The organism is Methylomonas koyamae, assembly GCF_001644025.1.
GTDB classification, from domain to species: domain Bacteria; phylum Pseudomonadota; class Gammaproteobacteria; order Methylococcales; family Methylomonadaceae; genus Methylomonas; species Methylomonas koyamae_A.
In genome coordinates this window covers 25246-37959 of the sequence record NZ_LUUK01000056.1, presented here as the reverse complement: position 1 = coordinate 37959, position 12714 = coordinate 25246, and the positions used below count along the sequence as shown (strand labels likewise).

Genomic DNA, 12714 nt, shown 5'->3' with positions numbered 1-12714 from the left:
AAGGAGCTTGCTAATCAGGATCTTTAATACCCAGACCATGGTCGATGGGGAAGTCAGAAACGCCGGCGTTATGCAATTTAACGGCGATACCTGGACCACAGGCAGTAATTTTGATAGCCCACTCGCTATCATCAACGAAGTCGGCGGATTGATGCTATTTTCAGGTTATTTCGATTCTTATACCAACCAAGGCAGCAGCATCGAAAACTTCGGGACCATGCGCTTTATAAAAAATTTATATTCTACTACCGGGAAAGGTGGCGGCTTCCCAGCACTTAAAAACTCTATCAAAAATCATGGCACTTTTACTATCGATTATGGCACCAATAATTACTGCAATTTCTCGCCCACGGATCAAAACCCAAACCCTGGCATAATAAACGATGGCATTTTCGAAATTAAAGCTCAAAGCCGTTGTTCGTCACCGTATTACACGCAGACCGGGGGTAAAACCGTTATCAACGGGACATTCGGCCCACGTAATCTCGACATTCAACATGGGGTATTATCCGGCAGCGGCACGCTAACCTTAACGGGAGACGACAATACGGTTCAGTTTGGCGGCACAATATCCCCCGGCGACGATTTGGGTACGCTAACGGTGGTTAATGATTTAACTGTCGACGGCTCGATCGAAATGCAGCTTGGCGGCGCGGCCGGAAATGACAAACTGGTCGTCAACGGCAATCTGAACCTGGATGGCGCCCGACTGTACGTCTCGTTTCGCGAACAATATATGCTGGGGTTTGGCCAAGAAGTCACGCTGATCACCGCCGACAACATTACCGGATACCCTGTTTTAGCGAGCTATCCAATATTGCCTGGGAACTTGGGTTACGAGCTGGTGCAAACCGCGACATCGATAAAAATGCGTATCAGCACCAAGCCTCGCTGATCGTCCGCCGCTAGCCTGAAACCGCGCCATATCCGTCCGCGATATGGCGCGGTCGCTTACCGCGTCGTGCGCTAGGCGCATCGTTCGAGCCAACGCTGACATCGCCGCGCAATGGGCTCGGCAGTCTCAAAAATCAACGCTGATCCACCGCGCGGCAAATTCCATTCACACATCCCACGAATCCAATTTAAACTTGCGGTTTTTTTTTCGTTATCGAAATGGCGTCATTCATGGAACGCGGCCAAGCCGCAGTGCAACAAAAAGACTTCGCGGCCGCAGCCGAATGCTTCGGCAAGGCCCTGACCGAAAGCCCTAAAGATCCCCAAATCGCCGCCTGTCTCGGCCAGTCCTTATGTTGGTTGGGCGATCGCGACGCAGGGCTGAAATACTTGCGCCTATCGGGCCAATGGCTGCTGAAAAAAGCCAAAAAAAGCCGCGACACCGGCTTAGCCTTGGACTTGGCCGATCAGCTGCAACACTGGAGCGACTACGACGGCGCACTCGAACTTTGCAAACAGGCGGTACAAATCGCGCCCAACCACGTTCGCGGTTTCCAACTGTTGGCTCTGAGCCATTCCCGGCTGAATCAAAAAAAGCCGGCACTGGCCGCCGCCAAACAAGCGTTGAAATTGGTGCCTGACAATCCGATGCTGACGATACTCGTCGCGACGCTGGAAATATCGGATGGCCAATACCAGCCGGCGCGCGAACGTTTAGCCAAGGCCTTGAGCCATCCCCTGTTGAAGCCGGAAGAAAAATTTCGCGCCCACAAGGAGATGGCCCGGTTGCTGGATAGGCTGGGCGAGTTTTCCCAAGTTTTCGCCCACTTGCGTCCCGCCGCCGATATAGCGCCGCAACTCGTTGAGGTCAAACGGCAAGACGCAACCTTGGTCCCCACGATGTTGGCTGACTATAAAACAGCCTACACCCGCGACTTGCTTGGCCGCTGGGCCGGCCGCGAGTTTCCGGCCGACCTGCCGCCGCCGGTCTTCGTGCTGGGTTTCATGCGTACCGGAACCACGCTGACCCAGGAAGTGCTGGGCACTCACCCCGATTTATTCGTTGCCGACGAAACCGACCTGATCGCCGCGACGGCCAAGGAACTCAGACGCATCAACCCGCAAAGCACCCGACAGACCGAATTGTTGGCCGGTTTGGATTGGGACGGCGTATTGCATCTGCGACGGTTTTACTGGGATCGGGCGCGAGCACTGTTCGGCGACCGGATCGGCACGAAACACCTGCTCGACAAAACCACGATGAATTCCATCGATCTTGGTTTCATCAACGCGATCTTCCCGGATGCCAAGCTGGTGTTTTTGCTGCGCGATCCGCGCGACGTTTGCCTGAGTTGTTTCATGCAGACCATGGTTCCCACGCCGTCCACGGTACCATTGCTGACTTGGCTCGGCACGGCGCACTTTTACGGCCAGGTGATGGATTGGTGGCTGACCGTCAAGCCGATGTTGACGATGGACTTTGTCGAACTGCGTTACGAAGATGCGGTATTCGACTTCGAAGCGAGTTTCCGACGGGTGTTCTCGCTGATCGGTCTGGATTGGAACCCCGCTGTCGCCGAATTCCACAAGCGAGCGGCCGGCAAATACATTGCCAGCCCAAGTTACGAGCAAGTCGCCCAACCCTTGTATTCGTCGTCGGTCGGCCGTTGGCGCCATTACGCCGATGAGTTCGAGGAAATTGAAGCCGAACTGAAACCCTTTCTGGCCGCGCTGGGCTACGACTGAAGAATCGGCCGGCGCATCGCGGGCGCTCCGGCCAACCGCAATCGCCGGACGCGACAGCGATGCGTTACTTGGGAATCGTTGAGCAAATGACGTACATACCGGTGTCGGCACACCATTGATCGCGACCGAAGCCGCTCCCGCCGAAATTTTCCGCTCGGGCAATACCCGCGCGTCAGGCCAGGCCGACAAACGCCAGTAATTCCTGCAATTCCTTGGCTTCCAGTTCGTAGAACGAATGGGCCCGCACCCGCTCCGGCAGTACGATATCGCCGTAACGCACCCGTATCAGGCGACTGACTTTGACGCCTTGCGATTCCCACAAGCGGCGCACCAAGCGATTACGGCCCTGCTTGACCGTCGCGTAAAACCACTTGTTGGCGCCCTCGCCGGCATAGAAACTCACCGCCTCGAAATGGGCGGGACCGTCTTCCAGTTCTACCCCGTTTTTCAGGCGTTCCATCATGTCGTCGCCGACCTCACCAAGGATGCGCACCGCGTATTCGCGTTCGACCTCGCGCGACGGATGCATCAAACGGTTGGCCAGCTCGCCGTTATTGGTGACCAACAGCAGGCCGGAAGTGTTGATGTCCAAACGACCGACCGCAATCCAACGGCCAACGGCCAGGCGCGGCAACTGGGTAAAAATCACCGGCCGACCTTCGGGATCGCGACGGGTTACCAATTCGCCGACCGGTTTGTGGTACACCAACACGCGGGTCGGTTGCTCGGCATACTTCTCCCACTTGACGATGCGGCCGTTGACCGCCAAATGATCGCCCGGTCTCAAGTGATAACCCGGCTGGATACGGTTGCCGTTGACCGTCAGCTTGCCTTCCTCGATCCAACGCTCGATTTCTCGCCGCGAGCCCAAACCGGCCCGCGCTAGGAACTTCTGGATGCGTTCGCCGCTCGCGTCAGTGGAGAGTGCGCTCGGGAGTGTCGCCGGACCGGGTTTCGTCGAGCCGGGCTTCGACGGACTCGGCTTCGGAAGGTTGGTTTTGCGCTTGGGCGATTGGGCCTTCGCCGACTGGGGTTTGCTGGGTTTGCGGTCTTTCACGGGATTCCTGTGGTGCTGGCGGTTGAGCGGACGGGCCGAGGTCCATGTCGACAATCTCTTCCAATGGCGGTAATTCGCTCAACGACGTTAAATTGAAATAATCCAAAAACTGCTTGGTTGTGCAGTAAAGCGCCGGCCGGCCGGGCACTTCCTTATGGCCGACCACCTTGACCCACTCGCGCTCCAGCAGCGTCTGGACGATGGAGGTACTGACGCTGACGCCGCGAATGTCTTCGATCTCGCCGCGCGTCACCGGTTGCCGGTAGGCGATAATGGCCAGCGTTTCCAGCAGAGCTCGCGAATAACGCGCTGGGCGCTCCTCGAACAGCCGGCCGACCCAATGCGCCAAACCTTCCCGCACCTGAAAACGGTAACCGCTGGCCAGGTGTTTCAGGCCGACCGGCCGATCGGCGTAGTCGCGGGCGATTTCTTCCAACGCGATCTGGATCGCCAGCGTATCCGGTTGTTCCAGTTCGGGAAAGGTTTCCTGAATCTGTTTGACCGTCATCGGCCGATTGGCGGCGAACAGAATCGCTTCGACGATGCGCTTGGTATTCACATTGGCCTCCAGCGGATAGTCGAAGACCGCCGGCCTTGGCTCGCTCCGCTCGGTAACCGCCACCCGCCAACCGTCGGCCAAGGCCAACGGCAATCTCGGCACGCGCTTGCGCTGGCTAACGGCGGGCGCGGCCGGCCGCGGCATTCGCCAGTCACCGCGCCGGTTGGGCGGCAAGCGCGCCGAGGACTTATTGCGCCCGACCGATGTGGCAGCAGATGTCGGGCATCGCCAATCGCCGCGCCGGCCAGCCGCCAGGCGCGCCTTACTGGGTCTGAAACCACGCGAAACGTCGGCATCGATCGCCGCCGGCTCCACCGATTCGACGTTTGCGATTGCTTCGGTCGGCGCGGCGATGCCGGCATGGCGCTCGACCGACCAACCTCGCGGAAAACGCACGGCTCTGCGCCGGACCTGCACATAGACCGTGACTGGCTCCGGCTTGACTCTGGGCTTGCGCGGTTTGGCTGTGACGGGAACATCGGCGACGGTAGCGGCGAACGACGGCGAATCAGTCGCCTGTAGCGGTATTGGCTCTAAGCCGGACGTGGATGCCGGCGTAAGGCTCGGGCTGGAAGATGTCGAGGAGTCGCTCCTTGGAGAGCTCAAGGATGGCAAGAAACGCGACAACCACCCCGTTTTTTCCTTCACTTCGGGTAAAACACGCTGAGAAATGGAGCTGATCTGCTCCGTCAAGTTTTTCCAAAATGGCTGCCATTCGTTCACGGACTGATAAAGGCTCTTTACTGATATGGTGGTGACTAAGTCGTTCGGCGCGCTTCAAGACATCCTGGAGGGACAGTAACAGCTCGCCGAGCTCGATGTCCGGCAGAATCTGCCTGATGCCGATCGTCGAAACGTCGACAACCGCTTCGAACGTATCGCGTTCGTGGCGCGGCAAGCGGTCGATTTCCTCGGCGACTTTTTTGATCGCTTCGTATTCCTGCAATTTACGGATCAGGAAGGCGCGCGGGTCCTCCTCCTCTTCCTCGCTTTCCGGCTGGCGCGGCAGCAGCATCCGCGATTTGATTTCCGCCAGCAGCGCGGCCATCACTAGATATTCGGCCGCCAGCTCCAGACGCAAATTGTCCATCATGTCGATGTAGGCGATGTATTGCTTGGTGATTTGGGCGATCGGGATATCGAGAATATCCAGATTCTGTCGGCGGATCAAATACAGCAGCAAGTCCAACGGCCCTTCGAACGCATCCAGAAACACTTCCAGCGCATCCGGCGGGATGTACAAATCGTCGGGCAAGGTTTGGAACGGCTCGCCGAGCACCAGCGCAATCGGTTCCGGCGCCGTTTCCACCGGTAACTCCACCGCATTCATCGGTTTAAGCGAACATCCGATCGGCGCTTAAAAAACCCATCCGAAACCGCTTCACATGCCGGCGAGCGTGAAAAACAATTGCTGCGCATAAAACATGGGATAGGCCAGTAAAAAGCTGAGCACGTCGGTCGCCAGTAAAATCAGCAACACGATGAAACCATAACGTTCGAATTGGTTATAACGCCATGCCCAATAATCCGGCAACAATCCGGACAATACCCGGCTGCCGTCCAACGGCGGAATCGGTAGCAGGTTGATCATCATCAACACCAGATTGATGGTAATGCCCGCCACGCCGCTGTAAATCAACGGCATCGAGACGAATTCGAACTCCAGCGCAACCCCTATCCTAGCCAGCAAGGCCCAGGCTATTGCCATGCACAGGTTGGCCAACGGACCGGCCAACGCCACCATCATCATGGCTTTTTTGGGCTGCTTGAAGTTGCGGGCGTCGATCGGTACCGGCTTGGCCCAGCCGAAGATAAAACCGGTAAACGTGATTAACAGCAGGCCGGGAATGATGATGGTGCCGAGCGGGTCGATATGCCGCAACGGATTCAGCGTCAAGCGGCCTTCCCGTTCGGCGGTTTTGTCGCCGTAGCGTTTGGCCATCCAGCCGTGGGCGACTTCGTGGCCGGTAATCGCGAAGACTACCGGCAAACTCCAAACCACGACACGTTGCACCAAGGTCAGTTCTTCCATCATAGTCTCAAGCCTCCAGCATCGGCGCGATGCCTATGCCCTGTCTGACGATTTCGATGCCGTTGTCGCCGCAGGCGATCACAGTCGTGGCGCGCGCTTCGATAGTTCCCGTGCTCATCACCAAATCCAGTTCGTGTTCCAGGCCGAGGCGGATTTCGTAAGGGTCGCTCAGCGCCTCTTCGTCGCCGGGCAAAATCAAGGTCGCCGTCAGTAGCGGCTCGCCCAGTTCTTCCAGCAACATCGCCGCCACCCGGTTGTCCGGAATCCTGACGCCGATGGTTTTTTTCTTGGGGTGTTGCAAGCGCCGAGGCACCTCGCGGGTGGCGTCCAACAAAAACGTAAACGGTCCCGGCGTCAACTTCTTGATCAGCCGATGGGCGTCGTTACCCATTTTGGTGAAGGTAGACACCTGGGTCAGATCGCTGCAGCACAGTGTGAAATTATGCTTGTCGTCGAGCCGGCGAATCCGGCGGATGGTGTCCATTGCCGCCTTGTCGCCGATATGGCAACCCAGCGCGTAGGAAGAGTCGGTCGGATAGGCAATGACGCCGCCCTTCCGAACGATTTCCGCCGCCTGCCGGATCAAGCGCTGCTGCGGATTGTCCGGATGAATCTCGAAGAACTGTGCCATTGACCCGATGAAACTGCCGCGTAAGGGCGGCATTGTACCTTATCTTTCCGATTCCTTTTTCGCCACTTTGTCGCGCAGGTAGACCGGCATGGCCTCCTCGACCGGCACGGCCAGCCCCTTCATAAAGTCGCGCACGCCCAATTGAGCGATACAGGCGGCCCTCGGCCAAACGTCGATTTCGACGCCTTGCACCAGTTCGCCCAGGCATTCGGCCAACTGGGCACAATACACGCCCCAGCCCGAACCGACGCCAAAACCGACGGCTTCGGGAAACGCCACCTCTCCCGCCGGCGTCACGACTTCTATGCCAAGCAATTTGGCGAAATGTTCGTTATCTCGCTGATACACCGCCCAGTAAATTTCATCCATCCGGGCGTCCATCGCGGTAAACGCCAACTCGGCCAATGATTGTTTGTTGAAAAAATCCTGGGCGATCGCGGCCAAGGTCGATACCGGCACCACCGGCAGATCCGCGCCGAACGCGATGCCCTGAACGAGGCCGCCGGCAATTCTAACCCCGGTGAACGACCCCGGCCCGCGACCCACCGCGACCGCGTCAAGTTGCCGAGGTTTTAGTTCGGCGTCGGCCATCAGCTCGTCTATCATCGGCAAAATCAGTTTGGTGTGGTCGCGCGGCGCGACGGCGAAGCGCTCGACGATCTCGCCGTCGAAAAACAAGGCGGCCGAACAAGCATCGGTGGAAGTTTCTACTGCCAGTAATTTCATAATTCAGTTCGAGTAACAGAGTTGATCAAAAACGCGTCCGATGCTTCGCTGGCCCGATCGGGCCCCAGTATCGAGCTAATCCGATACTTCGTTAAAAAACCGCCGCACATCTTCGATGTCGCGACTACGCCGCATCGCCGGCACGCTATCCAAAAACATCTGTCCGTAGGAACGCTTTAACAAGCGCGGATCGCAAACCATCAGTACTCCGCGATCGTTTACATCGCGGATCAGGCGTCCGATACCTTGCCTGAGCATGATAATCGCACTGGGTAATTGGTGTTCGAAAAACGGGTTGCGGCCCTGCTTTTCGATGGCGCTCATCCTGGCCTTCAACACCGGATCGCCGGGCGAGGCGAACGGCAGTTTGTCGATAATGACGCAAGATAAGGCATCGCCGCGCACGTCCACGCCTTCCCAGAAACTGGCGGTGGCCAATAGTACCGCGTTGCCCAGTTCCTTGAACTGGTCCAATAGGGCAGCCTTGGACCGGGTACCTTGCACCAGTAGCGGATGATCGATCCGACCGTCCAGTAATTGGGCGGCTCGTTGCAAAGCCCGGTGACTGGTGAATAGAAAGAACGCCCTGCCCCGGCTGGCTTCCAGCACCGGCAGCGCGAATTCGACGATTTTGTCGGTGAAATCCTGATCGTTAGGTTGCGGCAAGCCCTTGGGGTGGTAAAACAACGCTTGATTCGGGTAGTCGAACGGACTTTCCCAACTCCGGCTGTCGGCACCGCCCAAACCCAGACTGCGCGAGAAATGCGCGAAATTGTTGGCGACGCTTAACGTCGCCGAGGTGAATATCCAGGCCGCCTTGTGGCGGGCCATGAAGCCGCGAAACTCCTTGGCGATGTCCAGTGGCGTGCGACTGAGCGTGAACGACTTGTTATAGGTTTCATACCATTTGATCCACTGCCCGTCCCGGTCGTTGATCAACGTTTCCAATTGCACGTCCAGAGCTTCGGCGCGGTCGAAACAAGACTCCAGCCCCTTGCTACGCACCGACGCGCGTTCGAGTTGATCGGTCAAGCGCGCCAGTTGCTTTTGCAAGGACTCCAGCGCGCCGGCGATTTTCGGGTTGGTCTCGATATCCTGCCAGTCGCCGCGCCGCAATTCCAAGCCGAAGGCCAGACGCATGTCCTTGACCTCGTGCTGCAAGTCTTCGCAAGCGGTGCGTAGATCCGGCATATCCTTGGCGTCGGTGAAATATTCGGCCAACGCATCGTCGGCCAGATCGGTCAACTGTTTGCCGCTGATCGTCACACCTAGGAAATTGGATGCGGTATCGGCCAACTGATGGGCCTCGTCGATGATGACGACTTCGGCGTCCGGCAACAATTCGCCGAAACCGGTTTCCCGAATAGACCAATCCGCGCACAACAAATGGTGGTTGACCACGACGACGTCGGATTCCTGGGCCTGCTTGCGGGCCTTGACCAAAAAGCAATCGGCGTAATCCGGGCATTCCTGGCCAAGGCAATTGTCGGCGGTCGAGGTGGCGTGAAACCAGATCGGATCGCCGTCCTGGACGTCGGCGACTTCGGAAACGTCGCCGGCCTTGGTGCGCTTACCCCAGGCATGAATTTTGGCCAGCGCCGCGGCGTCTTCCTGGCTATAGCCGAAGGCCGAATTCAAAGCCTGATCCAGACGGTAAGTGCATAAGTAATTGGCGCGTCCCTTCAGCAGGCTGGCTTTGAACGGGGTGCGGGTCAGCGCCTTGCGGATAACCGGGATGTCCTTGTTGAACAATTGGTCTTGCAGATTCTTGGTGCCGGTCGAAACAATGACTTTCTTGCGCGACAGGATGGCGGGAATCAGATAAGCAAAGGTTTTACCGGTACCGGTGCCCGCCTCGGCAATCAAATGTTGCCCGGCGGAGATGGCGTCGGCGATGGCTTGCGCCATTTCGATTTGCGCGGCACGCGGCGCGTAGCCGGGGATGGCCTCGGCCAACGCGCCGGCATCGCCAAAGATGTCGGCGAGTTCGGCCATTTGCAAGTCAGCGCGGCGCGAAAATCAATGCCCGAAAAAGCTGTCCGCCTTGGCCTTGGCTTCCTTGGCACCTTGCGGATTTTGCTGCATCTGCCGGGCTTCGGAGATCAGCAACCAGCTTTTGCGTTTCAAGCTCAAATCGCCGCCGGCCAACAATGCGGCCTTACCAGCCAGCTCCTCGGCTTGCGGTGCCTTATTCTGCTTGAGCCGCAACAAGGCCAATTTGTAAGTCAATAGCGGATTACGCGCATCGATGCGCAAGGCCCGCTCCATCACCACCACCGCGGCATCCAGGTCGCCGGCATTACGGCTACGGTCGGCTTCGCTAACCAGCGCGACGACGGCCGGCGACGTGCCGCTGGGAATCTGCGCGTCTTCGATATTCAGGCGCACCGCCTCGGCGGTCGGCGCCACCGGCGTGGTGGCGGCCGATTCAACCGGCGGCGTCAACGGCTCGGCTCGAAACGCCGGCAGATTCGGTTCGTCCTTAAAATTGGTGGTGACCTCTTCGATGGCGTAGGTACCGGTACCAGGCACACTGGCTTGCGCTTTCTTGGCGACCGGCGGTATCGGCGCCTTATCCTTGGCGGCCGGATTTTTCTTGGACTGGGCTTTCTTGGCGGCGGCCTGGCCCGCGGTCGGGCTGGGCCGTTCGGATTCCGAAACGCCGGCGCAAGCCGACAACAACAGCACTAGCGGGAACAGGACGAGCAAGGATGATTTCTTCATTAAACCTTATGCAATGGAGGTGTGGATTTAAAACAACTGGATGTCCGGATCGCCACCGGTCTGATTGGCGGCCTCGAACAACGCCAGCGCTTCCTCTATGGATTTGCCTTGATGAATCGCGTCGAACATCACCTTCTCCGCCTCCATCGTATAACGGCCGCGAATCGCGTCCTGCAATGCGCACCATTCGGCGGGATTATACAACCTGTGCGGGGTTTCGATCATCGCCGACAAATCCTTCAGGTTGGCCGACACATGCTGGAGACATTGTTGTAGCCGGTCGTAGAATTGGAATTCAACGATGGCGTCGTCGATCTTGCGGCGAGCGGCATCGCACTGCGCCAAGGCGTTTTCCCGATTTTCGCTCTCCGCCAAACCGGTCAATTGTTCGCGAATCGCGGCCAAGTTTTCGACCATGCCGGTAAACGCCGTGGCCAGCGCATTGACCGATGCGTCGCCGTCTTTCATGCTGCCGTCCATCTGCGCGGCGGACACGGTCAACAGTTTGATGGTTTCTCTAATCTGGCTCCAATCCAAGTCGGGCCGGCTTGCGTCTGAATAGGTCATAGTCATGGGTGTAGCGGACAAACCGTAATGAAAGTGCGGTGTTGGGATTCTAGTTGAATCGCCGAAGCAACACAAATCACGCCAACCGACGGACGCGGCGGCGACACTCAAAAAACGTACGCGGCTTCGTGAAGAATTTGACGCTGGCTCGGCGGATGAGTTAGAAAGGTAGCTGAGCGGAAAGCCGCCCAACGTTACTTCACCCCATCGTTCAAGGACTCCATGAATATTCAATCTTCGGGCAAAAAATTGTTTGTGCTGGACACCAACGTTTTGATGCACGACCCAACCGCCATCTTTCGCTTTCAGGAACACAATATTTTCATTCCGATGGTGGTCCTCGAAGAACTCGACCATGCCAAGAAAGGTTTATCCGACGTTTCCCGTAATGTCCGCCAAGTCAGCCGTTTCTTGGACGAACTGATCCGCGACGCCAATCAACAGACCATCAACGACGGCCTGCCGCTGTCCCGCATCGAACACGGTTTAGCCGTGGACGCCGATTACGACGGCCGCCTGTATTTCCAAACTAAACAGTTGTCGCATCTGCTGCCCGATAATCTGCCCGGCCAGATTGCCGACAATTCGATTTTGAGCATCGTACTGGCCTTGGGCAAGGAATACCCGGACGTCAACGTCATCCTGGTGTCCAAGGACATCAATATGCGCATCAAGGCCGCCGCTCTGCAACTGAACGCCGAGGATTACCACAACGACCAGACCATCGAAGACATCGATCTGCTGTACAACGGCACGATGGCGCTGGAAGCCGATTTTTGGGAAGAAAACGGCGGCAAGATGGAGTCCTGGCAGGAAAACAACCATACCTACTACAAAGTCAGCGGGCCGGCGGTGGCCGACTGGTTTCCCAACCAGTTTGTGTATATGGACGACGAATCCGGCTTCGAAGCCATCGTCAAAACTTGCGACGGCCAGAGCGCGGTCTTGCAACTGGCCCGCGATTTCCGCACCAAGCACAACAGTGTTTGGGGCGTGTGCGCCAAGAATCGCGAACAAAATTTTGCATTGAACGCGCTGCTCGACCCCAATATCGATTTTGTAACGCTGCTCGGCACCGCCGGCACCGGCAAGACGCTGCTGGCGCTGGCCGCCGGCTTGTCGCTGACGATGGAACACAAGTTGTATCAGGAAATCATCATGACTCGCGAGACCGTGCCTGTCGGTCAGGACATCGGCTTTCTGCCGGGCAGCGAGGAAGAGAAAATGGCACCCTGGATGGGCGCGTTGATGGACAACCTGGAACTGTTGGGCAGCCGCTCCGGCAACACCGAATGGGAACAAGGCGCGTCGCAAAACGTGCTGATGAACCGGGTCAAAATCCGCTCGCTGAACTTCATGCGCGGCCGGACCTTTCTGAACCGTTTCTTGATCATAGACGAGGCGCAAAACCTGACGCCCAAGCAGATGAAAACCCTGATCACTCGCGCCGGTCCCGGCACCAAGATTATCTGCATCGGCAACCTGGGACAGATCGATACACCCTACCTGACCGCGACCAGTTCCGGTTTGACTTACGTCGTCGACCGCTTCAAGGCCTGGGCAAACAGCGCGCACATCACGTTGCGACGCGGCGAACGTTCGCGGCTGGCGGATTTCGCGTCGGATAATTTATAACAACGGCCAGGATTGGCCCTGGCCCTGCCGCGGTGCCAGGCAGACGCGGTTTTTATCGTCGCGGCGCGGATTGTTTACCCAAGCCCCGACCTGGGTGACCGCCATCGCCATGTCGGCCGCACCGGCGACATGGCGCGCGCCCG

At 57.8% G+C, this 12714-nt stretch carries 12 protein-coding genes; 3 read left to right on the top strand and 9 right to left on the bottom strand.

Annotated elements, in window-relative coordinates; translation table 11 throughout:
• Both A1355_RS25610 and A1355_RS05595 read left to right on the top strand, forming a co-directional pair.
• Nucleotides 1-895: hypothetical protein (locus A1355_RS25610; protein ID WP_197471725.1), on the top strand; the 895-nt coding region annotated here is incomplete at its 5' end.
• Between the two features lie 230 nt (nucleotides 896-1125).
• A complete protein-coding gene (locus A1355_RS05595; RefSeq protein WP_064025852.1) occupies nucleotides 1126-2640 on the top strand; it encodes a tetratricopeptide repeat-containing sulfotransferase family protein in 1515 nt (504 codons plus the stop codon).
• A gap of 172 nt (nucleotides 2641-2812) precedes the next feature.
• On the opposite strand, the gene A1355_RS05590 is transcribed toward A1355_RS05595, so the two are convergent.
• The 9 genes from A1355_RS05590 to A1355_RS05550 all read right to left on the bottom strand — a co-directional run bounded on the left by A1355_RS05590 (nucleotide 2813) and on the right by A1355_RS05550 (nucleotide 10942).
• Nucleotides 2813-3511 (bottom strand): pseudouridine synthase, encoded by a 699-nt coding sequence (locus tag A1355_RS05590; RefSeq protein WP_396643422.1) that lies wholly within the window; start codon nucleotides 3509-3511, stop codon nucleotides 2813-2815.
• A 43-nt stretch (nucleotides 3512-3554) separates the two neighbouring features.
• Complete coding sequence (scpB, locus tag A1355_RS26485) at nucleotides 3555-4652, bottom strand: SMC-Scp complex subunit ScpB (protein ID WP_331710112.1); 1098 nt, start codon at nucleotides 4650-4652, stop codon at nucleotides 3555-3557.
• Nucleotides 4653-4764: 112 nt separating this feature from the next.
• The gene (locus tag A1355_RS05580; RefSeq protein ID WP_064025837.1) at nucleotides 4765-5586 is read right to left on the bottom strand and encodes a segregation and condensation protein A; all 822 of its coding nucleotides are present in this window, start codon (nucleotides 5584-5586) and stop codon (nucleotides 4765-4767) included.
• Between the two features lie 51 nt (nucleotides 5587-5637).
• Nucleotides 5638-6291 (bottom strand): site-2 protease family protein, encoded by a 654-nt coding sequence (locus A1355_RS05575; protein WP_064025835.1) that lies wholly within the window; start codon nucleotides 6289-6291, stop codon nucleotides 5638-5640.
• Nucleotides 6292-6295: 4 nt separating this feature from the next.
• Nucleotides 6296-6919 (bottom strand): L-threonylcarbamoyladenylate synthase, encoded by a 624-nt coding sequence (locus A1355_RS05570; protein WP_064025833.1) that lies wholly within the window; start codon nucleotides 6917-6919, stop codon nucleotides 6296-6298.
• A 39-nt stretch (nucleotides 6920-6958) separates the two neighbouring features.
• The gene (gene tsaB, locus A1355_RS05565; protein ID WP_064025831.1) at nucleotides 6959-7645 is read right to left on the bottom strand and encodes a tRNA (adenosine(37)-N6)-threonylcarbamoyltransferase complex dimerization subunit type 1 TsaB; all 687 of its coding nucleotides are present in this window, start codon (nucleotides 7643-7645) and stop codon (nucleotides 6959-6961) included.
• A 75-nt stretch (nucleotides 7646-7720) separates the two neighbouring features.
• Entirely contained in the window at nucleotides 7721-9640 is a 1920-nt protein-coding gene (locus tag A1355_RS05560; RefSeq protein ID WP_064025829.1) for an ATP-dependent DNA helicase, read from the bottom strand.
• Nucleotides 9641-9664: 24 nt separating this feature from the next.
• Nucleotides 9665-10369 carry a tetratricopeptide repeat protein gene (locus tag A1355_RS05555; RefSeq protein WP_064025827.1) on the bottom strand — a complete coding sequence of 235 codons (705 nt, stop codon included), beginning with the start codon at nucleotides 10367-10369 and terminating at the stop codon, nucleotides 9665-9667.
• Nucleotides 10370-10396: 27 nt separating this feature from the next.
• Entirely contained in the window at nucleotides 10397-10942 is a 546-nt protein-coding gene (locus A1355_RS05550) for a hypothetical protein (protein ID WP_331710111.1), read from the bottom strand.
• A gap of 216 nt (nucleotides 10943-11158) precedes the next feature.
• Here A1355_RS05550 and A1355_RS05545 point away from each other — a divergent pair, with 216 nt between their 5' ends.
• On the top strand, nucleotides 11159-12571 hold the full coding sequence (locus tag A1355_RS05545) for a PhoH family protein (protein ID WP_064025823.1): 1413 nt from the start codon (nucleotides 11159-11161) through the stop codon (nucleotides 12569-12571).
• Nucleotides 12572-12714: the final 143 nt, after the last annotated feature.

Coding starts and splice junctions, on each gene's coding strand:
- A1355_RS05550 (WP_331710111.1), bottom strand. CDS start 10,942: ATGACTATGACCTATTCAGACGCAAGCCGGCCCGACTTGGATTGGAGC.
- A1355_RS05580 (WP_064025837.1), bottom strand. CDS start 5,586: ATGAATGCGGTGGAGTTACCGGTGGAAACGGCGCCGGAACCGATTGCG.
- A1355_RS05545 (WP_064025823.1), top strand. CDS start 11,159: ATGAATATTCAATCTTCGGGCAAAAAATTGTTTGTGCTGGACACCAAC.
- A1355_RS05560 (WP_064025829.1), bottom strand. CDS start 9,640: ATGGCCGAACTCGCCGACATCTTTGGCGATGCCGGCGCGTTGGCCGAG.
- A1355_RS05570 (WP_064025833.1), bottom strand. CDS start 6,919: ATGGCACAGTTCTTCGAGATTCATCCGGACAATCCGCAGCAGCGCTTG.
- A1355_RS05575 (WP_064025835.1), bottom strand. CDS start 6,291: ATGATGGAAGAACTGACCTTGGTGCAACGTGTCGTGGTTTGGAGTTTG.
- A1355_RS05555 (WP_064025827.1), bottom strand. CDS start 10,369: ATGAAGAAATCATCCTTGCTCGTCCTGTTCCCGCTAGTGCTGTTGTTG.
- tsaB (WP_064025831.1), bottom strand. CDS start 7,645: ATGAAATTACTGGCAGTAGAAACTTCCACCGATGCTTGTTCGGCCGCC.
- A1355_RS05595 (WP_064025852.1), top strand. CDS start 1,126: ATGGAACGCGGCCAAGCCGCAGTGCAACAAAAAGACTTCGCGGCCGCA.